Annotated in this window: 24 protein-coding genes; 14 read left to right on the forward strand and 10 right to left on the reverse strand. The window is 59.1% G+C overall.

Annotation, left to right across the window (positions count from 1 at the left end; genetic code table 11):
* Positions 1 to 6 precede the first annotated feature (6 nt).
* Genes aroK through GQF00_RS06665 form a run of 6 tightly spaced genes read right to left on the reverse strand, consistent with a single transcriptional unit; the run spans position 7 to position 5,555 of the window.
* Positions 7 to 540: a shikimate kinase AroK gene (gene aroK, locus GQF00_RS06640; RefSeq protein ID WP_161318391.1), complete on the reverse strand. Its 534-nt coding sequence runs from the start codon at positions 538 to 540 to the stop codon at positions 7 to 9.
* Positions 537 to 2,693 (reverse strand): type IV pilus secretin PilQ family protein, encoded by a 2,157-nt coding sequence (gene pilQ / locus GQF00_RS06645; protein WP_202560416.1) that lies wholly within the window; start codon positions 2,691 to 2,693, stop codon positions 537 to 539. The genes aroK and pilQ overlap by 4 nt, the downstream gene beginning before the upstream one ends.
* A gap of 20 nt (positions 2,694 to 2,713) precedes the next feature.
* Complete coding sequence (locus GQF00_RS06650; RefSeq protein ID WP_237440429.1) at positions 2,714 to 3,229, reverse strand: pilus assembly protein PilP; 516 nt, start codon at positions 3,227 to 3,229, stop codon at positions 2,714 to 2,716.
* Positions 3,230 to 3,250: 21 nt separating this feature from the next.
* Positions 3,251 to 3,928 (reverse strand): type 4a pilus biogenesis protein PilO, encoded by a 678-nt coding sequence (locus GQF00_RS06655; protein ID WP_161318392.1) that lies wholly within the window; start codon positions 3,926 to 3,928, stop codon positions 3,251 to 3,253.
* Positions 3,928 to 4,491 carry a PilN domain-containing protein gene (locus GQF00_RS06660; protein WP_161318393.1) on the reverse strand — a complete coding sequence of 188 codons (564 nt, stop codon included), beginning with the start codon at positions 4,489 to 4,491 and terminating at the stop codon, positions 3,928 to 3,930. Before GQF00_RS06660 ends, GQF00_RS06655 begins: the two co-directional genes overlap by 1 nt.
* Positions 4,488 to 5,555, reverse strand: coding sequence for a pilus assembly protein PilM (locus tag GQF00_RS06665; protein WP_161318394.1), 1,068 nt, complete (start codon positions 5,553 to 5,555; stop codon positions 4,488 to 4,490). The genes GQF00_RS06660 and GQF00_RS06665 overlap by 4 nt, the downstream gene beginning before the upstream one ends.
* Positions 5,556 to 5,754: 199 nt before the next feature.
* On the opposite strand from GQF00_RS06665, the gene GQF00_RS06670 reads away from it, so the two are divergent.
* A complete protein-coding gene (locus GQF00_RS06670; RefSeq protein ID WP_161318395.1) occupies positions 5,755 to 8,352 on the forward strand; it encodes a penicillin-binding protein 1A in 2,598 nt (865 codons plus the stop codon).
* Positions 8,353 to 8,460: 108 nt separating this feature from the next.
* Here the strand turns inward: GQF00_RS06670 and GQF00_RS06675 are convergent, their stop codons facing one another.
* Positions 8,461 to 9,735: a malic enzyme-like NAD(P)-binding protein gene (locus tag GQF00_RS06675; protein WP_161318396.1), complete on the reverse strand. Its 1,275-nt coding sequence runs from the start codon at positions 9,733 to 9,735 to the stop codon at positions 8,461 to 8,463.
* A gap of 116 nt (positions 9,736 to 9,851) precedes the next feature.
* Positions 9,852 to 10,070, reverse strand: a complete 219-nt coding sequence (gene rpmE / locus GQF00_RS06680; protein ID WP_161318397.1) for a 50S ribosomal protein L31 — start codon at positions 10,068 to 10,070, stop codon at positions 9,852 to 9,854.
* A gap of 153 nt (positions 10,071 to 10,223) precedes the next feature.
* On the opposite strand from rpmE, the gene GQF00_RS06685 reads away from it, so the two are divergent.
* The 13 genes from GQF00_RS06685 to tatC all read left to right on the forward strand — a co-directional run bounded on the left by GQF00_RS06685 (position 10,224) and on the right by tatC (position 22,928).
* The gene (locus tag GQF00_RS06685) at positions 10,224 to 12,398 is read left to right on the forward strand and encodes a primosomal protein N' (RefSeq protein ID WP_161318398.1); all 2,175 of its coding nucleotides are present in this window, start codon (positions 10,224 to 10,226) and stop codon (positions 12,396 to 12,398) included.
* Between the two features lie 345 nt (positions 12,399 to 12,743).
* Positions 12,744 to 14,498 (forward strand): arginine--tRNA ligase, encoded by a 1,755-nt coding sequence (argS, locus tag GQF00_RS06690; RefSeq protein ID WP_161318399.1) that lies wholly within the window; start codon positions 12,744 to 12,746, stop codon positions 14,496 to 14,498.
* Between the two features lie 33 nt (positions 14,499 to 14,531).
* Positions 14,532 to 15,161 (forward strand): SPOR domain-containing protein, encoded by a 630-nt coding sequence (locus GQF00_RS06695; protein WP_161318400.1) that lies wholly within the window; start codon positions 14,532 to 14,534, stop codon positions 15,159 to 15,161.
* Between the two features lie 245 nt (positions 15,162 to 15,406).
* Positions 15,407 to 15,931, forward strand: coding sequence for an ATP-dependent protease subunit HslV (gene hslV / locus GQF00_RS06700; RefSeq protein WP_161318401.1), 525 nt, complete (start codon positions 15,407 to 15,409; stop codon positions 15,929 to 15,931).
* A 4-nt stretch (positions 15,932 to 15,935) separates the two neighbouring features.
* Entirely contained in the window at positions 15,936 to 17,270 is a 1,335-nt protein-coding gene (gene hslU / locus GQF00_RS06705) for an ATP-dependent protease ATPase subunit HslU (protein WP_161318402.1), read from the forward strand.
* Between the two features lie 110 nt (positions 17,271 to 17,380).
* Positions 17,381 to 18,085 (forward strand): hypothetical protein, encoded by a 705-nt coding sequence (locus GQF00_RS06710; RefSeq protein WP_161318403.1) that lies wholly within the window; start codon positions 17,381 to 17,383, stop codon positions 18,083 to 18,085.
* A complete protein-coding gene (ubiE, locus tag GQF00_RS06715; protein WP_161318404.1) occupies positions 18,078 to 18,830 on the forward strand; it encodes a bifunctional demethylmenaquinone methyltransferase/2-methoxy-6-polyprenyl-1,4-benzoquinol methylase UbiE in 753 nt (250 codons plus the stop codon). Before GQF00_RS06710 ends, ubiE begins: the two co-directional genes overlap by 8 nt.
* On the forward strand, positions 18,830 to 19,486 hold the full coding sequence (locus GQF00_RS06720; RefSeq protein WP_161318405.1) for an SCP2 domain-containing protein: 657 nt from the start codon (positions 18,830 to 18,832) through the stop codon (positions 19,484 to 19,486). The genes ubiE and GQF00_RS06720 overlap by 1 nt, the downstream gene beginning before the upstream one ends.
* Positions 19,486 to 21,090: an AarF/UbiB family protein gene (locus GQF00_RS06725; protein ID WP_161318406.1), complete on the forward strand. Its 1,605-nt coding sequence runs from the start codon at positions 19,486 to 19,488 to the stop codon at positions 21,088 to 21,090. Before GQF00_RS06720 ends, GQF00_RS06725 begins: the two co-directional genes overlap by 1 nt.
* A 125-nt stretch (positions 21,091 to 21,215) precedes the next feature.
* Positions 21,216 to 21,551: a phosphoribosyl-ATP diphosphatase gene (locus tag GQF00_RS06730; RefSeq protein ID WP_161318407.1), complete on the forward strand. Its 336-nt coding sequence runs from the start codon at positions 21,216 to 21,218 to the stop codon at positions 21,549 to 21,551.
* Between the two features lie 34 nt (positions 21,552 to 21,585).
* Positions 21,586 to 21,819 (forward strand): Sec-independent protein translocase subunit TatA, encoded by a 234-nt coding sequence (gene tatA / locus GQF00_RS06735; RefSeq protein ID WP_161318408.1) that lies wholly within the window; start codon positions 21,586 to 21,588, stop codon positions 21,817 to 21,819.
* A gap of 25 nt (positions 21,820 to 21,844) precedes the next feature.
* Complete coding sequence (gene tatB / locus GQF00_RS06740; protein ID WP_161318409.1) at positions 21,845 to 22,201, forward strand: Sec-independent protein translocase protein TatB; 357 nt, start codon at positions 21,845 to 21,847, stop codon at positions 22,199 to 22,201.
* Positions 22,194 to 22,928, forward strand: coding sequence for a twin-arginine translocase subunit TatC (tatC, locus tag GQF00_RS06745; RefSeq protein WP_161318410.1), 735 nt, complete (start codon positions 22,194 to 22,196; stop codon positions 22,926 to 22,928). The genes tatB and tatC overlap by 8 nt, the downstream gene beginning before the upstream one ends.
* Before the next feature lie 52 nt (positions 22,929 to 22,980).
* On the opposite strand, the gene GQF00_RS06750 is transcribed toward tatC, so the two are convergent.
* Both GQF00_RS06750 and GQF00_RS06755 read right to left on the reverse strand, forming a co-directional pair.
* Complete coding sequence (locus GQF00_RS06750) at positions 22,981 to 23,934, reverse strand: alpha/beta hydrolase (protein WP_237440430.1); 954 nt, start codon at positions 23,932 to 23,934, stop codon at positions 22,981 to 22,983.
* Positions 23,913 to 25,733: a DUF4105 domain-containing protein gene (locus tag GQF00_RS06755; RefSeq protein ID WP_161318411.1), complete on the reverse strand. Its 1,821-nt coding sequence runs from the start codon at positions 25,731 to 25,733 to the stop codon at positions 23,913 to 23,915. Before GQF00_RS06755 ends, GQF00_RS06750 begins: the two co-directional genes overlap by 22 nt.
* Between the last annotated feature and the right edge of the window lie 49 nt (positions 25,734 to 25,782).

Below are 25,782 nucleotides of genomic sequence, written 5' to 3' on the forward strand. Positions count from 1 at the left end.
CGGGTATTATCCTTGCCGATGGGAGGCCAAACAAGCCAACACGTCATCCGCCACTTTTTTGAGATTACCCGATGCCGTGGACACCACATGATGGGCCACTTCGCGATAAAGCGGATCTCGCTCTGCGAACAGGGCTTCAAGACGGGCCTGAGGATCCGCCGTCTGCAGCAGCGGACGATTGCGGTCATTGCGGGTACGGGACAGTTGCACCTCTACCGGGGTCCACAGGTAAACGACACAGCCGCGATCATGCAGCAGCGTCCGATTCTCCGGCGTCACCACCACACCGCCACCGGTTGCCAGCACAATACCATCAAGCGCCGTCAGCTCTTCGATAACCTCATGCTCGCGACGACGAAAGCCGGTCTCCCCTTCCATATCAAAAATCCAGGGAATATCAGCACCGGTCTTTTCTTCGATGACCCGGTCAGAGTCGTAGAAAGGGTAATCCAGAATCTGGGAAAGGTGTCGGCCCAGGGTGCTTTTACCTGCACCCATGGGTCCGACCAGTATCAAGGAAGGGTTACTTGTTTCTATCACCGAGTCGCCAACGCATCCTTCATCAAGCGTGGCGTAATGAAGATCAGCAATTCCTGCTTGCTATCACGCTTGACGGTCTTCTTGAACAGGTTTCCGATCCACGGCAAATCACCCAGAAAGGGAGTCTTGGTAACCGCGTTGATCTTTTCCTGCTGGAAGATACCACCAAGCACTACGGTTTCGCCATCATTTACCAGCACCGAGGTTTCCACCCGGTTGGTATCAATGGCTGCAGAGCCATCAGAGCTGAAAGAGTCATTATTCACCTTCAATGCCATGATGATATTGCCATCGGGAGTAATATGCGGAGTCACTTCCAGCCGCAATTCGGCCTCGACAAAGTCGATCGCTGTCGCACCCGCATTGGTCGCTGTCTCGAAAGGCACCTGCTGGCCCGACGCAATCACGGCAGGCTGCTGGTCTGCGGTCAGTACCTTGGGCGTTGCCACCAGCTCACCATGGCCTTCCGCTTCCAGGGCAGACAGTTCCAGCTCGATCAGGCCGGAAGCCAGCGATGTGAAGCCCACCGCAAAGCGGGAAGCATCGGCTGAGTCCACACCCAGATCCACAATCAGGTCATCGCCATTCTCGATTTCCTCAAATTCGAAGTCATCGGGGCCGAAATCCACGTCATCAGGGTCCAGCGGCGTGTTACCACCCGCAATGGTCGCATCAACGTTGGTCTGGTGCAGGTTGCGGATAGACTGCAAACGCCCCGAAAAGCCATAGGTGCGCTTGTCCTGCAGCATGCTTTCGCCATCAAAGCCCAGCCCACCCCAACGCACACCAAATTCGTCGGAAATATCGTTGGTGGCCACAACAACACGCGCCTCAATCAGCACCTGCTGCACCGGAACATCCAGCTGCTCAATCAACTCGCGAATGTCCTGCAGCTTGGCCGCAGTATCCTGAACGATCAGTGTATTGGTGCGCTGATCGACCACGACAGAACCACGCTCGGAAACCAGTGCATCTCCTTTCCCGCCAGCATTACTGATCAGGTTTTTGAGCTCACCGGCATTGGCATAGTTGATATTGATGTACTGGGTACGAAGAGGAGCCAGCGCTTCGATTTTTTTCTGGCTTTCGAGCTCCAGCTGTTCACGTGCCGCGATCTCATCTGCCGGCGCCACCAGCAAGACATTGCCGACCTGGCGCTTGTCCAGCCCTTTGGTCTTGAGAATCAGCTCCAGCGCCTGATCCCAGGGTACATTCTGAAGACGCAGAGTAATGCGACCATCAACCGTATCCGACGCCACCAGATTCAAGCCGGTGAAATCAGCGATCAACTGCAAGACAGAGCGAACCTCGATATCCTGAAAATTAAGGGATAGCTTCTCACCGGTGTACTCAAAAGCATCCTTCTTTTTGCGCTCTACTTCTGCTCGCGTAACCGGCTTCACATTAATACTGAACTGGTTATCGGCTTGGTAGGCCAGATATTCCCACACTCCGGTGGGCTCAATTTCGATGATCGTGCTGCCATCTGCGACCTTGACATCGACCATTTTTACCGGGGTCGCGAAGTCAGTGACATCAAGCTTGCGAATCAGTTCGTCAGGCACACCAGCGCCTACAAACCTGGCAACGATACGCCCCCCCTCTTCCTGGACATCCACAGGAATAGACGCCTTGGAAAGATTGACAATGACCCGGCCCTCGCCTTCATCGCCACGTCGAAAATCCACTCCGTTCACCGCCGACTCGCCAGATGCCACAGATGTCTCTGTCGCCGTGGTTTTCTCTCCGCCCAGCATGACAACCAGCGAATCACCGTCAACACTGGTGGTGTAAGCAGTAAGAGAATCCAGATTGAAGATCAATCGGGTTCGATCTTTCGCTTCAACAATGGTGACACTGCGGGCATTACCGGTGCCTAGATTCTGTCGTTTGCCGGCAACATCGGTGTCAGCACCCAGCAGATCCAGAGCGATCCTGGCGGGCTGCTCAATGCTATAGCCTTTGGACTCTGGCACTCCGCCTTCGAACTTGAGGCGCACCTCCATGGAGTCCCCGGACAATGAATTCGCCTCAATCGACTTCAGGGTCGAAGCATCGGCAATGGTGCTGAGGCCCCCCAGCATGCCAACCAGGGCCACCCCCACCAGACGCCGGGAAGCGCTTATATTTTTCTTCATCTTTGTAGTTTTCATAACTGGATCCCCAGCGACTGTTATTCGGTGATTGAAACGTTACTGGCACGCTCTACCCAGCCGTCACGACCATCCGGAACGACCTCGACAAGACTGACTTTTGCTTCGGACACATCCCTGACCCGCCCGAAATTTTTCCCCATATGACTACCTGGCCGCACCCGCGTCACCGCCCCGGAAGGATCGGCAATCAGCGCCTGCAACGGCTCACCCGGACGCGCGATGGTGCCCACCATTTTCAACGCATCCAGTGAGAATCGTTCCAGATATTCCTTCGGCCGCCCCAGATCAGGCTCCACCTTGCGCCCATCCGGCACGGCAATCAGCTTTTGATCCACAGGCGGACTAAACGGCGAACGCAACTGATGCGCAGAATAAGCATAGGAGGCCACAGGCTTGAACTCCGGCGGCGGCTCGATACGCCCGCGAGGACGGGCCTTGATTTCTTCCAGCCGCGCATCCAGCTCACCGAGATTCGCCCCCGAACTACACCCCCCCATAGAGAGAAAAGTCAGAAGCACAACGGGAAATAGCATTATTTTTTTCATCATGCCCCCTTACCTTTTCTTACCCTTGCCCGATTTTCCGGACTTCGCGTCATCCTTGCTGGAATAGCGATAGGTTTTAGCTGTGATATCCAGATACAACAACCCCAATGCCGCGAGGTTGTTTTTGCTCCCTTCAGGGCGAGATACCGTGTAATCGTGCAGAGTGACAATACGAGGAAGCGCTGCCACACCAGACACAAACGATCCAAAGCTATGATAGTCACCAATGGCCTTGATCTGAATGGGGAGTTCCACATAGAACTCTTTCTCTGCCTCATTCTTCAGCGCGATTTCTTCGAATTCCAGACCACTCCCCAAACCCGTATGAGTGATATCCTCCAGAAGCCCGGGCACCTCTGTATCTTTCGGCAACTGCTTCAACAACGCCCCGAAGGTCTGCTCCATTTCGGCCAACTGTTTGCGGTACTGATCCAGATTGTGTGCCTCAAAGGCCTTTTTCTCGAACGCCGTCAAAAGCGTCTCTTCTTCAGCCCGCTGGCGTTCCAGCTCCACATTCATGTCACTGATTGCAAGGAAGTAACCCAGCCCAAGCACAAGCAACAAGACCAGCACAGCGGCAACAGCCTTGACCGGCGCAGGCCAGCCACCCACATTCTCAAAGTCCAGGGAGTTGATTTGATCAACCAGCTCCCGCAAATCCATATTCTTCAACTCAGAGGCATTCATTATTTGTTTTCCTCTTTGTTGGTACTGGAAGCCTGCTTGACCGTTAATGTGAAGCTGTTCACTTCCGAACCGTCAGCACCGGCGCTCACATTCAGGAGGTTTGCTCCTTCAAACCAGTCGGACTGGTCGAGATTACGCATCAGCCTGGAGATCCGGTTGTTGCTCTCCGCCAGCCCATTGATGGTGAACAGATTTCCCTGACGTTTGATCTGGTTGTAATACACGCCATCAGGGAGGGTCTTCACCAGCTGGTCAAAGACATAAACAATGGAGGGGCGATTACCCTGCAGACTCTGAATCACCTCCATGCGAGCAACCAGTTCAGCGCGGCGCTCCCTGAGCTCCTTGATTTCCTTGATCTTCTCGTCAAGCTCTGCCGTCTTGGCCTGAATATGGCTGTTGCGGGCGCGCTGGTCCGCGGTTTGCTGATCCACACTGCCCTGCCACACCCAAAACAACAGCCCCCCAATGAGAGCTGCCACCACCAGCATTACGATGAATTCCTGCTGCTGCTGTGCGCGACGCTCTTCACGCCACGGCAACAGGTTAATTGTTGTTGTCATTGCTCAAAGCTCCTCAGCGCCAACCCGCAGGCGATCATCAAGGCCGGCGCGTCATTGGCAATGGCAGAGGCACTGACTTTATTGGCCAACGCCATGTCACTGAACGGATTGGCCACAGAACAACTGGCCCCCACCTTTTCCTGGACCAAATCATCCAGACCTGCGATGGAGGCAGACCCTCCCGCCAACAGGATGTAATCCACTTCGTTGAACTGGGTAGAACCGTAAAAGAACTGCAGGGAACGATTCACTTGCTGAACCACCGCATCCTTGAAGGGCTGCAGCACTTCACTCTCATAGTCATCGGGCAGTTCGCCGGTCTTCTTGGCTAGCCCTGCCTCTTCCATGGAAATGCCGTAACGACGCTGAATTTCCTCAGTCAGCTGCTTGCCCCCAAACAACTGCTCACGGGTATACACACTCCGCCCCTGGTGAAAGACATTGAGCGTAGTCATGGTCGCGCCAACATCAAAAACAGCCACAGTCTCGAGCTCATCCGAATTCGGCAGCCCCGGCAACACCAGTTGAAAGGCCCGCTCCATGGAATAGGCCTCCACATCCACTACCTTGGCTTGCAGGCCACCAATTTCAACGGCATCGGTGCGCATTTCCACATTTTCGGTGCGGGATGCGGCAACCAGTACCTCTACGCGCTCTTCATTCCCCTCAACAGGTCCGACGACCTGAAAGTCCATACGGACTTCATCCATGGGGTAGGGAATATACTGATCCGCCTCGGCCTTGAGCTGCGCCTCCAGATCATCTTCGCTGAGGGAAGCATCCTGCTCGATCAATTTGGTGATTACCGCGGAGCCGGATACAGCAACAGCACAGGTTTTGACACCTGGGCGTGTACGGCTGACCAGGCGGGCGATGGCATCCCCCACACCTTCGACATCCGCAATATTTTTCTCGACAACCGCATTGGCCGGCAGGGGCTCTACCCCATAGCTCTCAACCTTGTAACGGCTACCGGATTTGGACAGTTCCAGCAGCTTCACTGCGGTAGAACTGATGTCGATCCCCAGTAGTGTCTGGGCCTTTTTTCTGAGGAAAGGCAGCACTGTCGTCGTCCCGTCTGGTTATTATTGAAGTGTTTTTTCTTGCTAAAGATACACTTACAGGTTTTTTATGTCGAATTACTTTAGGTGTAAGTAATAGCAGAACAGATATTAGATCACAACAACCTTTCCACCATATAATGATCCACTTCACGGGCCGGCTAGGCCTTTCTACCGATCCCAGCCAGTAGTTGCCGAAAACATGCGTTTACCCACCTGGACCCGATTCCTCCTCCTCCTCGCCACTGCCGGCGCGGGCGGCGGGCTGCTCATTCTTGCCGCAAGCTACCTCTATCTTGCCCCACAGCTGCCCCCTGCCAGCCAGATCCGCGAGGTTGAATACCAGATCCCCCTGCGCATTTATAGCCGGGATATGAAGCTTATTTCAGAATACGGCGAGAAGCGACGCCAACCCGTATCCTACGACCAGCTCCCCCAGCCCCTGGTCCAGGCTATCCTGGCCGCCGAGGATGAACGCTTCTTTACTCACAATGGCGTCGACCTCAAAGGCCTGCTCCGTGCCGCCGTGGAACTGGCCCGCTACCGCGAAATTCGCTCAGGCGGCTCCACCATCACTATGCAGGTGGCTCGGAACTTTTTCCTAGGCCGCGAGCAGCGCTTCCTGCGCAAATTCAACGAAATTGTGCTCGCCATCCAGATAGAACGGGTGCTCAGCAAGGAAGAAATTCTGGAGCTGTACCTCAACAAGATCTATCTGGGCCACCGTGCCTACGGCGCCGAAGCCGCTGCCCAAGTGTATTACGGCAAATCCATCAGTGACCTCAGCGTCGCCCAGCTGGCCATGATTGCCGGCCTGCCCAAGGCCCCCTCCGCCTATAACCCGATCACCAATCCGGAACGCGCTCTGGTGCGACGCAACTGGATTCTTCTGCGCATGGAAGAAACCGGCGCCCTGACCCACGAAGAACGGCTCGCCGCCCAGCAAGCACCGGTATCCGCCCGTTTCCACGCCGCACAACCCGAAGTGGATGGCGCCTATTTTGCCGAGATGGTTCGCCTGCAAGCCATGGAATTGCTGGACGGCGACCTTTATACCGCCGGCATCCGCATCGTCACCACTCTGGACAGCGCCCGACAGACCGCCGCAGTCAATGCTCTGCGCGAGGGCCTGCATAGCTATGACGAGCGTCACGGCTACCGGGGCCCGCTCACAAAGATTGACGTCAGCGCGCTACCCTCACTCCCAGACATTTCCGCCGCCTCCAGCGAAGCGACGCCTGAACAGGAAGCCCTTGCCAGCAACGACGACGAGGCGGAACTGAACAAGACCATCACCGGCCTGGATCCGGATATCGCGGCCTGGGCGGCCCTGATCAAGGACCAGCCGCGCATCGGCCCACTGAACCCCGCCATCGTCACCGCCATCACCGACAAGCAGGCCGACCTGCTGTTCCGTGACGGCAAACGTGCCCAATTGGCCTGGGACGACATCCGCTGGGCGCGCCCCTACATCAACGACAAGTACGTAGGTGATGAGCCAAACAAGACCAGCCAGGTACTCAAGCCCGGCCACGTTATCCATGTTCGCCCCTCAGGCAGCGACGAAACGCGCCGCTGGCGACTGGCTCAGCTGCCCCGCGCCCAGTCTGCGCTGGTTTCCCTGGATCCGGACAACGGCGCCATCGAGGCCATGCAGGGCGGCTACAGCTTCTCCGTGTCCAACTTCAACCGGGCAGTACAGAGCAAGCGCCAGGCTGGCTCCGTGTTCAAACCCTTTGTTTATACCTCCGCACTGGAAAACGGCTTCACCCCCGCCTCCATCATTAACGATGCCCCTGTGGTGTTTGACGATGAGAAACTGGAAACCGCCTGGCGTCCCACTGGCGCCAGCGGCAAGTTCTACGGCCCGACCCGGATGCGGGAGGCCCTGTACCGCTCCCTGAATCTGGTCTCCATCCGCATTCTCCGCCAGATTGGCATCAGCCAGGCCATGGGCACACTGGACCGTTTTGGCCTGCCCACTGATTCCTTTCAGCGGGACCTGTCACTGGCCCTGGGTAGCGCCAGTGTCACGCCCATGGAAATCGCCAGCGCCTACAGCATTTTTGCCAACGGCGGCTACCGGGTTTCCCCCTGGGGCATCCTGCGGATTGAAAAGGAAAATGGCGACGTACTCTGGCAGGCGCCTGAGGTGGTGCTCTGCGAGAAACAAGATTGTCAGCAGCCAGACAGTGACGTCGAACTGGAAGCCGTTGACGCTCCCCCCTCCCTGGCCGAGGTGCTGCATAGCGACGAGAGCCTCAACAGCGACGCAGATGGCGAAAAAGAACACCCGGTGATTCAGCCTGACCCGGTGATGGCCCCCAGAGTACTGGATGCACGTATCGCCTGGCTGATGAACTCCATGCTTCAGGATGTGGTACGGCGCGGCACCGGTCATCTTGCCAACTCCCTGGGGCGCCGGGACCTGGCCGGCAAGACCGGCACCACCAATGACCAGGTGGACGCCTGGTTCTCCGGTTACTCCCCGGAGCTGGTCGCCACTGTCTGGGTTGGCTTTGACAACCCCAGCACCCTGGGCTGGGGCGAGTACGGCGGCAAGGCGGCATTGCCTATCTGGATGAGCTACATGGGCCCCGCCCTGCAAGACACTCCTGATCGGCAGATGGAGCAGCCCCGCGGCATCACCACGGTGCGCATCAATCCGGAAAACGGCCTGCTGGCCCGACCCCAGAACCCGGATAGCATCACCGAGTACTTCATCGAAGACCAAGTCCCCGACCTGGAGCCACCTCTTGGGCTGGCCGGCGGCAACAGCGCCCCGGAACAGATCTTTTAGAGAGACACTTAATGCAGCACGCAACACGGAAAGGCGCGAAGCCTGCTGCATGCGTAAAGCCATAAAAAAACCGCCTTACGGCGGTTTTTTTATGGCTGGTGCTACTGATTACAACTCCGGGAAAATTTCATCCAGGGAGTTGAGCGGGTAGTGGGACGGATACCCCTTGCGGGCCACACCGCAGTCCACAGCCGCTTTAGCCACCGCAGCCGACACCTTGCCCAGCAGACGCGGATCATTGGGCTTGGGGATAATGTACTCCGGACCAAAGGTCAGCGGCTCACCACCGTAGGCGTCCAGCACTTCCTGGGGCGGCGCGGTACGCACCAGCTCGGCAATGGCATGCACCGCGGCAATTTTCATTTCCTCGGTGATAGAGGTGGAGCGCACATCCAGGGCGCCCCGGAACATGTACGGGAAGCACAGTACGTTGTTCACCTGGTTCGGGAAGTCGGAACGCCCCGTAGCCACGATGGCATCGGGGCGAGCCGCCTTGGCCACTTCCGGGCGAATTTCCGGATCCGGGTTGGCCAGTGCGAAGATGATCGGCTTATCCGCCATCTTCTTGACCATTTCCGGTGTCAGCATGTCCGGGCCGGACACCCCGATAAACACATCTGCACCTTCCAGTGCATCATCCAGGGTGCGCTTGTCGGTATCGTTGGCCAGCGCAGCCTTGTACTGGTTGAGGTCATCGCGGCGGCTGTGGATCACGCCCTTGCGATCCAGTACCAGGATATTTTCCTTGCGCGCACCCATCTCCATCAAAAGTCGCACGGAGGCAACACCGGCTGCGCCGGCGCCCACACACACCACCTTGATGTCTTCAATGCGCTTTTTCTGGATCTCCAGAGCATTGATCAGACCGGCGCCAACCACAATCGCCGTGCCGTGCTGATCATCATGGAAGACCGGCACATCGCAAAGTTCCTTGAGGATGCGCTCAATCTCGAAGCATTCCGGGGCCCGGATATCTTCCAGATTGATACCACCAAAGGTTCGGTGAATGCGCACCACGGTATCGATGAAAGCCTGGGAGTCTTCCGAGTCCACCTCGATATCAAACACGTCGATACCGGCAAACAACTTGAACAGAATGCCCTTGCCTTCCATCACCGGCTTGGACGCCAGCGCCCCAAGATTACCCAGCCCCAGGATCGCAGTGCCGTCGCTGATGACCGCCACCAGGTTTCCCTTGGAGGTGAAACGGTATGCCAGCTCCGGCTCACGCGCGATCTCGCGCACCGGCTCTGCCACACCCGGGCTGTAGGCCAGGCTCAAATCACGGCTGGTCGCCGCAGGCTTGGTTACCTCAACACTGATTTTCCCGGGCCGCGGCTTGGCGTGATACTCCAAAGCCGCCGTTTTCAAATCCTCGGACATGGTGGTCTCCGCTGGTCCCTGTGAGGGATATACACTGTGTACGCAAGGTCAATAAAGCAAAAAGCACCCGGCTGGGTGCTTTTTACAAGACATGATAACGCGAAGAGAAGCTGGCGTTAGCCTTTCTTGCTGCGCATCACGCCGAAACGCTGCTTGAACTTGTCGATCTGGCCGCCGCTGTCAGCCTGCTTCTGCTTGCCTGTGTAGAAAGGGTGGCAGGCAGAACATACGTCCAGAGACATGTCACCACCACGGGTGGAACGGCTCTCGATCACGTTGCCACAGCTACAGGTATAGGTAGCTGCCTGGTATTCGGGATGGATCTCTGCTTTCATGGTCTTGCTCCGGTATGTGTCGCTTCCTGCCTCTCCGACAGGCACCACACGGCTTGCGTCTGAAAAAAAGAAGGCGAATCATAGCAGCTTGGCTCCAATCCGCAAGCGCCGCGGCACCGTGGCCCTCAGGACCACTCAATATCAGGAAACCTTGTGTCAGCCCGACCCACTCTGCAAATCGCCTTGCCGGTTCCCCTGCCAGGCTGCTTCGACTATCTGTATACCGGTGACGAACCGCCATCCAGGGGCTGCCGGGTACAGGTTTCCTTCGGCCAGCGCACCCTGATTGGCATTGTTCATGGCCACGGCCACAGCGATTACCCGAAGCTCAAACCGGTCAAAGCCATACTCGATTCTGACCCCATCATACCCGCGGAGCTGTATGCCTTGTGTGAACGGGCCGCCCGCTATTACCACTACCCGCTGGGCGAAGTGCTCAACGATGCCCTGCCCAGCCTGCTGCGCCAGGGAAACGACCCTCAGGCCAGCCAGGAAAAGCGCTGGAAGCTGACCGAGCGAGGCCAGCATGTCCTCGACGACCAGGTAAAGCGCGCGCCACGCCAGCTGGAAGCCTTGCAGGTGCTGCGCGAACACCCCAAGGGACTGAGCAGCGCCATGCTCGGTGCTCTGGAAGTCAGCCCACAGGCGCTCGCCAGCTTGCGGAACAAGGGGTGGGCCGAGCAGATCCTGCTCGAAACGCCCATGAACACAGCCCGGGAAGTCCTCGCCGAGCCCCCCCTGCCCGCCAACGCCGAGCAACGCGCCGCCATCCACGCCATTCAGGATGCCAGCGGCTTTATTCCCTTTCTGCTCGACGGCGTCACCGGTAGTGGCAAGACCGAGGTTTACCTGCAGGCCATGGCCCCGGTGCTCGCCGCCGGCAAACAGGTGCTGGTGCTGGTGCCGGAAATCGGCCTGACCCCACAAACCGTGCAACGCTTCCGGCAACGCTTCAATGTTCCCGTGATCACCCTGCATTCCGGCTTGACCGACCGCGAACGACTGGATAACTGGCTGGCAGCCCGGGACGGCAAGGCGCGCATCATCATCGGCACCCGCTCCGCCATCTTCACTCCGCTCAGTGACCCGGGGCTGATTATTGTCGACGAAGCCCACGATAACTCGCTGAAACAACAGGACGGGTTCCGCTATCACGCCCGGGATCTGGCGACCTGGCGCGCCCAGAGTCTGGATATCCCGGTAGTGCTGGGCAGTGCCACCCCGTCACTGGAGACCTTGCAACTCGCTCGTGACGGACGTTTTAGCTGGCTGAAACTCTCTCGCCGCGCCACCGAGCAACAGCGCCCTCACATCGAAATCCTCGACGCCACCCTGACGCCGCCCAACCAGCCGCTGCTGCCCACCTCGCTGCAAGCCATCAAACAATGCGTCAGCGACGGCAATCAGGCGCTGGTATTCATCAACCGGCGCGGCTACGCCCCAATGATCCTCTGCGGGGACTGTGGCTGGCAGGCAGAATGCAAGCGCTGCGACAGCTTTCTCACCTGGCACCGCAGCGAGAACAGCCTGCGCTGCCATCACTGCGACAGCCAGCAGCGCGTACCCACCCATTGCCCTGAGTGCGGCTCCAGCGCCATCCATGAAGCCGGCAGCGGCACCGAGAAGCTCACCGAACTACTGGAACAATCGCTACCCGTCCCGGTGATCCGGGTGGATCGCGATGCCACCCGCCGTAAAGGCGAGCTGGACAGCAAACTGGCGACCATTCGCAAGGGCGAACCCGCCGTGTTGGTAGGCACCCAGATGCTCGCCAAGGGACACCACTTCCCCAAACTGGCGCTGGTGGTGATTCTGGACATGGACGCCGGCTTTCTCAGTGCCGACTTCCGTGGCCCGGAACAAGCCGCCCAACTCTTGCTCCAGGTGGCTGGCCGCAGCGGCCGGGAGGGTAAGGGCCGGGTACTGCTGCAGTCACGTCACCCGGATCATCAGCTTCTGCAGCTGGCCGCCAGCGGCGACTACCCAGCCCTTGCCAGTGCCCTGCTGGAAGAGCGCCGTATGGCCGCCCTGCCCCCCTTCGGGCATCTGGCTCTGTTCCGCTGCGAAGCCATGACCCTCGGCAAGGCCCAGTCCTTCCTCCAGGAACTGGCTATCCAGCAGGTGGCAGAAGGCGTAAACGTCCTTGGCCCAGTCCCCGCACCCATGGAACGACGGGCAGGCCGATACCGGGCACAGCTATTACTGCAAAGCCACCAGCGCGCGCCGCTCCATCAAACCCTGGAACACCTGCTGGCCACCGCCCGCAGCCTGCCCCAGGCCCGCCAGTGCCGCTGGCACGTGGATGTGGACCCGATCGATATGCTTTAAAGACGCTTCTTACCACAGAGGGCACAGAGGAAAACCAACGCTCCGTTTATAGGGGCGGGAATGTGAACCGGTCTGACGTCTGACGCCAAGAAACGGGAAGCCGACAACAGCGCCTGCCGCTCGACCAATGCGACAACTCAAGGAAGAGCATTGCACGGCCATGTCGACTTGGCCTGTATTCGTTACCATTCAGCGTTACCATTCAGAGTACCGCCCCAGATCAGCTGGCAGGTTTTCAACTCAGTGACTTCTGTGCCCTCTGAGGTAAAAAAACAGCCTTACCCATGCGCCCACCGGGCTTTTCCCGTACAATCGCCGGCCAGTCAAACGGCCCCGACGGACCCCATGAAAGAACGCCTGATTTCCCTGATTGAAGCCGCCCTCGATACCCTGATTGCTGACGGCACCCTGCCCGCCGATGCCAAACGTCCGGTGCAGATCGACCGCACCAAGGACAAGAGCCACGGTGACTTCGCCACCAATATCGCCCTGATGCTGGCCAAGCCCGCCGGTATGAAGCCCCGCGATCTGGCAGAAAAGCTGATTGCCGCCCTGCCGGAAGACAGCGCCATCGCCAAAACCGAGATTGCTGGCCCTGGCTTTATCAACTTCTTCCAGGCCAGCGACTGGCTGAACGGCCTGCTCGATCAAGCCCTCGCTGACGAACACCTGTCCGTGGCCCGTCCCGCGCAGCCCCAGACTGTGGTGGTGGATTACTCCTCCCCCAATCTGGCCAAGGAAATGCACGTGGGGCACCTGCGCTCCTCCATCATCGGCGATGCCGTGGTACGCACCCTGGAATTTCTCGGCCACAAGGTGGTTCGCCAAAATCACGTGGGCGACTGGGGCACCCAGTTCGGCATGCTGCTGGCCTACCTCGGCGAGCAGAAAGGCGAGGAAAGCGACGCGGAGCTGAGCCGTGAACTCAGTGACCTGGAAGGCTTTTACCGGGCAGCCAAGCAACGCTTCGACGAGTCTGAAGCATTCGCCACACGCGCCCGCGGCCTGGTGGTCAAACTGCAGGCCGGTGACGAGGAGTGTCTGACACTGTGGCGGGAGTTCAACAACGTCTCCCTGAGTCACTGCCAGGCTGTTTATGACCGCCTCGGCGTCAGCCTGACCGCAGACGATGTCCGCGGCGAGAGCGCCTACAACAGCGACCTTTCCTCGGTAGTGGCAGATCTGGACCGCAAAGGCTTGCTCAGCGAAGACCAGGGCGCCCAATGCGTGTTCATGGACGAGTTCAAGAACAAGGACGGTGACCCGCTGCCAGTGATTGTGCAGAAAGCCGACGGCGGCTATCTGTACGCCACCTCGGACCTGGCCGCCCTGCGCTATCGGGCCGGCACCCTCGGCGCCGACCGCATTCTCTATTTCGTGGACCAGCGGCAGGCCCTGCACTTCCAGCAGATGTTCAGTCTGGCCAAGCTGGCCGGCTTCGTGCCGGAAAGCACCGACCTGTCACACATGGGCTTCGGCACCATGAACGGCCCCGACGGCCGCCCCTTCAAGACCCGTGATGGTGGCACCGTCAAACTCATCGACCTGCTCAACGAAGCGGAAGAGCGCGCCTACACCCTGGTGAAGGGCAAGAACCCCGAGCTGGACGACGAAGAACTTCGCACCATCGCCCGCGCCGTTGGCATTGGCGCGGTGAAATACGCCGACCTGTCCAAGAACCGCAGCAGCGACTACATCTTCAATTTCGACCAGATGCTCAGCTTCGAAGGCAACACCGCGCCCTACCTGCTCTATGCCTACACCCGGGTCGCCAGCATCTTCCGTAAGGCTGGGCTGGAAATGCATCAGGTCAGCGGTGACTTCCAGCTCAAGGAAGAGGCCGAGCAGGCCTTGGCAGCACGCCTGGTGCAATTCGGCGAAGTCCTGCAAAGTGTGGCAGACAAGGGGCTTCCCAACCTGCTGTGCCTGTACCTCTATGAGCTGGCCGGTCTGTTCTCCAGCTTCTACGAGCACTGCCCGATCCTCAACAGCGAGGACGAAGCCCTGAAGCAGAGCCGCCTGAAACTGGCTGCGCTCACTGCCCGCACCCTGAAACAGGGCATGGAACTGCTTGGCCTGACGCCACTCGAACGGATGTAACCGACCACCTCCGACGCACTCCCAGGAAGGATCATGGCGAAGAATACCCGACGGGGCGCAAGCCGCAGCCCCGCCAAAAAGAAAAACACCCAACGGCAAGTCCCCGGCTGGGTATGGCTGTTTACCGGCCTGATGGTAGGCCTGTTTGGCGCCTTCCTGTTCCATCTGGGAAAGACCCAGCTGCAGCAGGCTGGCCAGCAGACCGCCAGCAAACCACAGCCAAAGGTCGAAAAGCCGACACCGAAGAAGGACGAGCCCAAGGCCGGCGAGGACTCGCCCCAGTTCGATTTCTATGCGGTGCTGCCGAAGATGGAAGTGATCGTGCCGCAAAATGAAACCGACAGCGGCACCCGGCAGACCAGCACCACCAAGCCCAAGGAAAGCACCCGCCAGACCAGTACGGAAACCAGCACCCGCAGCAGCGATGAAAAATACTTGCTGCAGGCCGGCAGCTTCCGTCGCAACGAAGACGCCGACCGACGCCGCGCCGAGCTGATACTGAAGGGCTTCGAAGCCTCCATCCAGTCAGTCAACCTTGAGAACGGCGACAGCTGGCACCGGGTCATGATCGGCCCCTACAACAACCTCAACGCCATGCACCGCGCCCAGGACCAACTGGCCAGCAACGGCATCGAGACCCTGCCGATCAAGATGAAAAAATAACACGCCGAACGCTGGATACCCGACGCCTGATGCCCCTGTGGGAGCTCTCAGCGCCCTTCAGGGCATTGAGAGCCCCCACCGCAAAATCCGGCCACTTCCCGCCCCTATGCGCGGCCAACAACATCCCAGCACCAAACCACACCAACCCGCGCCGGTGTTAACTATTCACTATTAACTGCTTTTCAGCGCTTGAATCCCCGGTCACGAGCCCCACATCTGCAGATTCACTACCGAAGGAGTTTAACGTGACCACTATCGTATCCGTACGCCGCGGCAACAGCGTTGTGATTGGCGGTGACGGCCAGGTGTCACTGGGTAACACCGTCATGAAAGGCAATGCCCGCAAGGTTCGCCGTCTTTATCACGGCAAGGTCATTGCCGGGTTTGCTGGCGGCACCGCTGATGCCTTTACCCTGTTTGAACGCTTCGAAGCACAGCTGGAAAAACACCAGGGGCACCTGGTCCGTGCCGCCGTCGAGCTGGCCAAGGACTGGCGCACCGACCGCGCCCTGCGTCGCCTGGAAGCACTATTGGCTGTGGCCGACAAGGAAGCCTCACTGATCATCACTGGTAACGGCGACGTGATCGAACCGGAAGACGATCTGATCGCCATCGGTTCCGGTGGCCCCTTCGCCCAGGCCGCGGCCACGGCCCTGCTGCACAACACCGAATTGAGCGCCGGGGATATCGTCGAAAAGAGTCTGACCATTGCCGGCGATATCTGCGTGTTCACCAATCAACAGCAAACCATTGAAGACCTGAGCTGGTAATACAATGCCCAACCTGACTCCGCGCGAAATTGTTCAGGAACTGAACAAACACATTGTCGGCCAGTCCGCCGCCAAGAAATCCGTCGCCCTGGCGCTGCGCAATCGCTGGCGGCGCATGCAGCTGCCCGCTGAAATGCGTGCCGAAGTGGCCCCGAAGAACATTCTCATGATCGGCCCCACCGGCGTGGGCAAGACCGAGATCGCCCGTCGCCTGGCCAAACTGGCCGACGCGCCCTTTCTGAAAGTGGAAGCCACCAAGTTCACCGAGGTGGGCTATGTGGGTCGCGATGTGGAATCCATCATCCGCGACCTGGTGGAAATGGCCATCAAGATGCTCCGCGAGAAGGCCATTGCCCGTGTAGGCAGCCAGGCCGACGATGCTGCTGAGGAACGTATCCTCGACGCCCTTTTGCCCAGCGCCCGCGGCGAAGAAGAGAGCAAGACCGACAACGCCACCCGCCAGATATTTCGCAAGAAGTTGCGAGAAGGTGAGCTGGACGACAAGGAAATTGATATCGATGTGGCCGCCAACCCGGCGGGCATCGAGATCATGACGCCCCCGGGCATGGAAGAAATGACCAGCCAGCTGCAGCAGATGTTTTCCCGCATGGGCGGCAGCCAGCAGCGCAAGTCGCAAAAGCTGAAAGTGCGCGAGGCCTACCGGCTGATTCGCGACGAAGAGGCAGCCCGCCACGTCAATGAGGACGAGCTGAAAATGCAGGCCGTCGACGCGGTGGAGAACAACGGCATCGTCTTTATCGATGAAATCGACAAGGTGGCCAAGCGTGGCGAGTCCGGCGGTACCGATGTATCCCGTGAAGGCGTGCAGCGCGATCTGCTGCCACTGATCGAAGGCTCCACCGTGTCCACCAAGTACGGCATGGTGAAAACCGACCACATTCTGTTTATCGCCTCCGGCGCTTTCCACCTGTCCCGACCCAGCGACCTGATCCCGGAACTGCAGGGCCGCCTGCCGATCCGTGTAGAACTGAGCCCGCTCAGCCCGGATGATTTCCAGCGCATCCTCACCGAGCCACGCTGCTCCCTGACCGAGCAGTACAAGGCCCTGCTGGAAACCGAAGGCCTGAGCCTGGAGATCACCGACGACTGTATCCGTCGCATTGCGGAAGTGGCCTGGCAGGTCAACGAACGCACCGAAAACATCGGCGCCCGCCGCCTGCATACGGTGCTGGAAAAATTGCTCGAGGAGATCAGCTTCGACGCCGACGATCTGGCCACCCAGTACCACGATAAACCCCTGGTACTGGATGCAGAAGCGGTGGACCGCTATCTCGGCGAGCTGGCGGACGACGAAGACCTGAGCCGCTACATTCTGTAAACCGCCTGAAGTCTGAAGACGGACGTCTGACGCTGAACCCAATGGCGTCAGTCGTCTGACTTCCGACGTCCGACCACTTTCCTGCTATCATCCCCGCCGGAGGAAAATTCATGACCGCCGGCGAACAGCTTCAACATTATCTCGACCGCTTCTTTGACCTGCGCCAGCACGGCGATGACCCCGTGTTTCTGGCCCGCCTGCGCCGCCTGCAGGACTGGCAGGGCGAGCGCCTGAAAAACACCCATGCCCACCTGCTGGAGGATCCGCAGACAGCCGAAGGCGTCCGCTTCCTGCTGGAAGAGGTGTACGGTGGACGTGAGCTGCTGCCGGTGGCCCGGGAAATCCGTCGCGCCCTGCCCAAGGCCATGAAGTTGCTACCCGACAAGGTCATGCTTACCTCTGCCGCCGCCCTGGAAGCCGCCATCCTCACCCAGGAGCTGGATGAGGCAGTGACCGAACTGTTGGCCGATGAGCTGGATCAACCGCTTACGGAACAGCGCTACCTCAACGGTTTCCGCCAGGATGACCACCGCAGTGATCGCCACCGCCAGCTACAATTGGTGGCCGAGCTGGGGCATCGACTGGATCGTTACATCCGCTCACGCATGCTGCTGACCACCTTCCGCATGGTACGCAAGCCAGCCCATGCGGCGGGCTTTTCGAACCTGTATGATTTCATGGATCGCAGCTTCCGGGTCATGAAACCGGTACCCAGCGTAGGGCTGCTACTGGAACAATTAGCCGCCCGGGAAGAGACCATCATGAACCGGGTCTATGACCACCACCCGTCACCGTTTGAGAATCACCATGTCTGACAACGAAAAGGTCACACACTTCGGCTACCAACAGGTACCGTGGCAGGAAAAGCAGCAAAAGGTGGCCGGCGTATTCCGCTCCGTGGCGGGCAAATACGATGTGATGAACGACCTGATCTCCATGGGCAGCCATCGCATCCTCAAACGCATGACCATTGAACTGGCCGGCATTCGTCCGGGCCATTCAGTGCTGGATCTGGCCGGCGGCACCGGTGACCTGGCCATCAAGTTCTCCCGACTTGTGGGCGAAACCGGCAACGTGGTGCTGGCAGACATCAACGACGCCATGCTGGAAGTGGGTCGCGATCGCCTTATCGACGCCGGCTGCAGCCACAACACCCAGGTGGCCCAGGTGAACGGCGAGTGCCTGCCCTTCGAGGACAACAGCTTTCATTGCATCACCATTGCCTTCGGTCTGCGCAACATCACCGACAAGGATGCGGCGCTGCGATCCATGCTGCGCGTATTGAAACCCGGCGGCCGCCTGCTGGTACTGGAATTTTCCACCCCCACCAACAAGGCCCTCGCCAAAGCCTACGACGCCTATTCCTTTGCCGTCTGGCCCAAGCTCGGCAAGATGATTGTCAACGATGCCGACAGCTACCAGTACCTGGCCGAATCCATCCGCATGCACCCGGATCAGGACACCTTGCAGGGCATGATGGACAGCGCCGGCTTTGCCCGTACCGAGTACTTCAACATGCTTGGCGGCATCGTTGCCCTGCACAGAGGATTCAAGTTCTGATGAGCCTCAAAGACCAATCCCGCTCACCGGGGCTGCTTTCCACCACGGCCCTGGCCACGGCAGAGCGCGCCATCAATACTGCCCTGCGCACCGACCCGGCCACCGCCGGTAAACTGGCAGTGCACTCCGGGCGCCTGGTGGCCATCGAAGTCACCCTGCCGCCCCTGGCGATCTATGCCCTGATTGTGGAAGATGGCGTGGAACTCTATCACCGCAGCGACGCCACCGCTGATGTGGCAGTGAAGGGCAACCCCATGGATCTGGCGGCCCAGCTTCTGGACTGGAACACCCGCCCCGGTGTCATTGGCGGCCCGGTACAAATCACCGGCAATAGTGACCTGCTGCAGGAATTGCAGGCACTGGCTCGCCAGCTGCACATCGACTGGGGCGCCTTGCTGGAGCCGATCACCGGTTCCGAACTGGCCCAACAACTGGATTACGGTGCCCGTCAGTTTTTTGGTTGGGCACGACAGGCCGCCAGTCGACTGGTCGACCAACTCGGCGATTACGTGGGCAACGAATCCGGCCTGATCCCCAGCCGCCGTGAAGTGTACGAGTTTGGCCAGGACGTGGACGACATCCGCATGGATGTGGACAGACTGGATGCCCGCATCCAGCGCCTGCGCGCCGCCAGAAGCGGGAGCAACGAACACTGATGCTGCCCCTTACCCGCATTCTGGTGGTCACCCACGTGGTGTGCCGCTACCGGCTGATTGCCCTGCTACCCTCTCATCCGCTGCGCAGCCTGCTGTTGACCCTGTCCTTCCTGATGCCGTCCAGCTGGCTCGGCACCGGCAAACTCAGCGAAGGCGAACGCCTGCAGAAGGCGCTGGAACAACTGGGGCCCATTTTCATCAAATTCGGCCAACTGCTGGCCACCCGCCAGGACATGCTGCCGCCGGAATGGACCGCCGCCCTGGCACGCCTGCAGGACCAGGTGCCTCCCTTCGATGGCGAACAGGCACGCGCGCTGGTTGAAGCCAGCCTGAAACAACCCTTCGACGACGTATTCAACGACTTTGACACCACCCCGCTGGCTGCGGCATCGGTGGCACAGGTGCACCCTGCTACCTTAAAAAACGGCCAACAGGTGGTGGCCAAGATCCTGCGCCCCACCATCCGCCCGGTGGTGGAGAGAGACCTGAAAGTCATGGCCTTCGGCGCCCGCTGGCTGGAGCGGCTATGGCGCGATGCCCGCTACTTCCGCCCTGCGCAGGTGGTGGCTGACTACCGCGACATCATTCTGGGCGAACTGGATCTCAGTGCCGAAGCACGGAACAGCGAAGCCATGCGCCGCCACTTCCTGTTCAGCCCGTTGCTCTACATTCCGGCCATCCACCTGGAGTACTCCAGCTCCACAGTGATCATCATGGACCGCATTAACGGCATCCCGGTGAACGATATCGAGCGCATCAAGGCCGCCGGTATCGATCCCAAGGTGCTGGCCGAACGTGGCGTGGAAATCTTCTTCTCCCAGGTATTCCGCTTCAATCTTTTTCATGCGGACATGCACCCGGGCAACATCTTCGTCAATCCGGAACACCCGGAATCGCCCCAGTACATGGCGGTGGATGCAGCCATTGCCGGCCGCCTCTCCAAGGAGGATCTGAATGTATTGGGTCGCATGGTGCTCGCGGTCATGCGCGAAGATTACAGCGGCCTGGTGGATGCGGTGATCCGTGCCGGCTGGAACCGGGCCCCCATTGACCGGCCCCGTTTCGAACGTGCCGTGACCGATCTGGTGGAGCCGGTACGCTCCGCCCAGCTGGACCAGCTGGAATTCGCCCCGCTGGTGATGAAACTGTTCGATCTGGCCCGCAACTACCACATCGAAATGCCGGTACAGTACATCCTGCTGATGAAAACCCTGGTACATATCGAGGGCCTGGGCCGCAGCATCTACCCACAGCTGGACATCTGGAACACGGGCCGACCGCTACTGGAAGCCTGGATGATGGCCGAATACGGCCCCAGCGCCACCCTGAAGAAACTGCAGAACCGCCTGCCGGAATGGACCGCGCAACTGCCCGATATGCCCGACCTGCTGCGTGACGGCCTGGAAACCCTGCGTGACCTGCCCTATCAACAGGATCGGCTGGAAGCCCGCATGGAGGAGCAACTTGTCCGCCATCGCCACAAGCTACTGGCGGGCTTTGCCGGGCTCGGCTGTGCCGGCGCGGCCCTGTGGCTGGCCAATCCCTACAGCTGGCCCCTTTCCGCGGCGGCTCTGGTACTGGTGAGCTGGGGCTGGCGGCGCTAGACTGTGGGCCTGTTACCCAAACCTTATTGCACAGGAGTCGGCCTGCAAACGCAGAGAGATCCTCGGCGACAATGGGCAACCACTTACATTCCGCCCCACGGCGGACCATAAAGAACACGCAAACTATGTCAGATATCCTTAGCCAACTGCACCAGGTACTGGAATCCCGCAAGGGCGCCGATCCAGACAGCTCCTATGTGGCCAGCCTGTATGCGAAAGGGCTTAACAAGATCCTCGAGAAGGTTGGCGAAGAAGCCGTGGAAACCATTCTTGCGGCCCGGGACGCCGAAGTCAGCGGTGACAACGAGGCATTGATCAGCGAAACCGCCGATCTGTGGTTTCACAGCCTGATCATGCTGGCCAAACTGGGTGAACACCCGGACAAGGTTCTGGCAGAACTGGAACGCCGTTTCGGCCTGTCCGGCCATGACGAAAAAGCCTCGCGCAGTCACAAGCACTGACCAGGCAAACATCCAATAAACGCGGAGAGTACCCATGTTATCCGGTATCAGCATTTGGCAGTTACTGATCCTTCTGGCCATCGTGGTTCTGTTGTTCGGCACCAAGAAACTGCGCAACATCGGCGGTGACCTGGGTGGCGCAGTCAAAGGCTTCAAGAGCGCCATGAAAGATGGCGAGGAAGAACAGGACCAGAAGCGCCTGGCGGATGATGAGAAAGACGAGTCCGTTGCGCAGGATAGCAAGGAAAAGGACAAGGACCAGGCCTGAGCAGTCAGACTGAAGCGAGGCTTCCATGTTCGATATCGGATTTACCGAACTGACCCTGATCTTCATCATTGGTCTGGTAGTGCTTGGCCCGGAGCGGCTGCCCACGGTCGCTCGCACCCTGGGGCACTGGATCGGCCGTGCCCGCTCTACCTTCAACAGCCTGAAGAACGAACTGGAACGGGAAGCGGTGACTCTGGACATGCGCGAGCGCATGGAGAAACAAATGCGTCAGATGGGGCTGGATGAAGACAGTATCCGCGAAGCAAAGGACAGCCTGCTGAGCCCGGAACAGATTGCCAAGGCCCGCAAGCCTGCCGCAGAGGAAGAAAACAACACCATCCAGCCGCCAGACAGCACCCAGGACAACACCCGCAATGACTGACGCCAGCACCGATAACGGCCAGCCACTGATTGCCCATCTGCTGGAACTGCGCAACCGCCTGCTCAAGGCCATGGCCGCCGTCTTTGTGGTCTTCCTCGGTCTGTTCTACTTTTCCCGGGAACTCTATACCCTGGTCGCCCGCCCCTTGATGGAAGCCATGCCGGAAGGCACCAGCATGATCGCCACAGGAGTGGCTGCGCCTTTCCTGGCACCCTTCAAGCTAACGCTATACCTGAGCGTTTTTGTTGCCATTCCCGTGGTTCTGCATCAGGCCTGGGCTTTTGTCGCGCCCGGCCTGTACCGTAATGAAAAGAAACTGGCCATCCCCCTGCTTGCCAGCAGTGTGGTGCTGTTCTACGCCGGTGCGGCGTTTGCCTACTTTGTTGTCTTTCCGCTGATGTTCCAGTTCTTCACTGCCATCGCCCCGGAAGGGGTGGCGGTGACCACGGACATCAGCAGCTATCTGGATTTTGTGCTGGCCCTGTTCCTGGCCTTCGGACTGGCCTTCGAGCTGCCCATTGCCATTGTGCTGCTGGTCAGCACCGGTGCCACCACCGTGGCCAAGCTCAGTGCCGGTCGGGCTTATGTGGTGGTTGGCTGCTTCGTGGTTGGCATGCTGCTGACACCACCGGATGTGGTCAGCCAGACCCTGCTGGCTGTACCCATGTGGTTCCTGTTTGAAATGGGGCTGCTGGCCGCCAGGCTGGTAGAGAAAAAGCCGCAATAAGCCCTCCTCCCTATTCGTCTCATCAAACCGCAAGGCCCAGCTTCACAACCTGTTAAAAGGTATAACCTCTTTCCGGGCCACTGGTGGGCGAGCCGGAATCCAGTGGCGGCAGTACCGGCGCCGCAGGTTCTGCCGGCTGCGGTTCGGAAACCTGTGGCGGTGCCGCGGCACACTCATTCTCTTTCAGAAAGTCCACGATGCGCTGCTGTACGGCCGGGTCCCGGGTGCTCTGCCCATGGCCTCCATGCAAAGGCTGAAACGTCTTCGGCGCCGAGGCCGCGGCGTAAAGACGCTCACCGTGGGCATACGGCACGATTTCATCCTCGTCGCTATGCATGATCAGCAAAGGGGTGGGAGAGAGGGCCGCAATGCGTTGCTCCGGATCCTGCTCCCGTGAAGGCATGCCCGGCACCACCATCCAGCGCAGCGGCCAGAGCAGCCAGCTGGTCTTCATGATGTCGTTGGTGATATCGCGATAACTGGCAAAGGCTGCTTCCAGCACCACACAATCCGCAGCCTGCGCATTCCCTTCTTCGCCCAGCACTGTGGCGGCCATGGCGCCACCCAGGCTTTGTCCAAACACGGTCAACGGTCCTTCGGTACGCCGTGCTGTCCGCAGCCAGTCCAGTCCCAGCTGCACATCCGCATAGACATCAGGTAGACGAGGTTTGCCCTCAGACAGGCCATAGCCCCGGTAATCCAGAAGGAACACGTTATAGCCACGGCCCGGCAACCACTGCACGTTGGCCAGGTGGGTACTGATATTCTGGGCATTACCGTGCAGATAATAGACCGTGCCACGTACCGGCACTTCCGGTGCCGCAGGCAACCACCAGCCATGAATGCGCAAACCACGGGGATGTATCAGGACGATATCCTCGTAACTCAGCCCCTGATTTTCCGGGTTCTGCACCCAGGGTTCCATCGGATAAAAAAACAGCTTGCTGCAACCAGACAGCGCAAACGCCATCAGAAGCACAACGCCTAGTCGTAATACCATCGCCATTGCAGTTTGAACTCGTTCTCGCCATCGCCACGCCAGCCTTCCCGTTCGAAAGACGCCCGTAACCCATGCTGGCGGGTCATTGCCCATTGCACCGCCAGCGTAGACGTATGGCGATACACATCATTGGTAAAATAGTGGCCGACACTGCCCAGCTGCCACTGCCAGTCCCCTCGACGATACAGCATGCCCGCGTCCAGGCCCGCACCGGCCGTCATGAAGCGGTCAAAAGCACTGTTGTTCTCAAGCCTGAAACTGGAAAGCAGATACGGCTGCCAGTTGCCCCAGTGCCAACTCGCCCCGGCACCGCCCTGCACATAGCGGACCAGACGCCGGCGCTCGGCCCACGCACGCTCAAGCCCCCCTTCCACATACCAGCTCAGCGGTTTCATGAAACGGTTTCGCGGCGCCATGGAGCGAATACTCACCACGCCCAGCTCTTCCAGTTTGGGATCACCGGACTCGGTACTGCGCAAGGTCAGGTCTATCCCTTCAATCTGGGCGCCGCGCAGGAAACCATAGGGGTTGTCCAGCAGGTCATGATAGGTAAGACGGTAGCTCAGCTCACCAAAATCCTGATTCACATCGCGCTGCCCGCCGCTGACTGCCAGCATCTGCGTTCCATGCCCCTTTTCCGGGGGTTGGGCATTGTCTGTCTCAGGTATCGTCACTGCGGGCAACCGGTTCATGGCCGAAAGCAGCGCAAAGGAATCTCCTGCCACTTTGTCAGTACGGTCTTCCTTGCGGAACTTCAGGCGCAGAAAGCGGTATGCCACCGTAACAATGACAGCCTGATCTTCTTCGCTGTTGGCCAGGAACGCCTCACTATCCAGTAATGCAGGATCGTCGGCGAGCCGACGGGCCAGCGATTGCTGGCGGCCACTTAACTGGCGACGAAGATTATCCAGCTCTACAGCCTTGGAGGGGCGATAGTGGCGCTCGCTGACAAAGCCCCCGTCATCCAGCGCGCGCACCGTATTGACCGGCACCTCGGCAAACCGCAATTCATCCAGCAGGTGAGAACCGGGACGCGCGACTTCCATCAGTTCCAGCAACCGGAAGGAACAGTTTTCATCAAAAAAGTAGTAATCGAAATTGATGTCCTTGAGTTCCCACAAGTGATCAATCAACCAGTCAATTTCCTGCTGGTCCAGATCCAGGGTGTACTCCCACATGTCCCGGTTCTCCATGTGAGAGTATTCCTGGATCTTCTGCACATAGGGCACCAGCGCAAAACGTCCGGGATAGCCGCCAGCCAGCCCGCGATAGATGTAGAAAAAGGAATTGTCATCGGCCATTGCCACGGCCCCGAAGTTCACCGCCCAGGATAACCACACCGCAGAATCATCCCCCTGGTCCAGGCGCAGCAGCGTGTGCCCAAACATGGATGACGGGCTGTTCAGATAGGCGGCAGGAAAAACCAGCACGGCCCGTTTCGCGGTGACGGCCTGGCGCCATTCCAGATACCCCGCGCAATGGGAAAACGGGGACGCATCGTGCCAATCCAGCTGTTCCGCCAGATAACGGTATCGGGCCGGGAATCGGCAACGGGCGTCGGCGCCGCCTACGGAGAGAGCCTCACGGCTGGCCGTCAGCTCGGCAAGAGGATCGTCCTTGCCGTTATCGGCCAGAAAAAACTGTTCATCATCCACATAACTGCGGTGACGATCACGCAAGGTAGCGCCAGGATTGATATGTAACAACGCCTGCCAGCGTGGCTGCGCGGCGAGTTCCTTGTCAGAGGGAGAAGCAGAAGCTGTCGAGCACCAACACAACAGAATACTCAGGAATACCGCACGCATTGAAAAGTCCGTTTAACCGGCAAAAAATCATAACTGCCTGGCAAAAAAA

Source organism: Alcanivorax sp. DP30 (assembly GCF_009882945.1).
Classification (GTDB): Bacteria; Pseudomonadota; Gammaproteobacteria; order Pseudomonadales; family Alcanivoracaceae; genus Alcanivorax.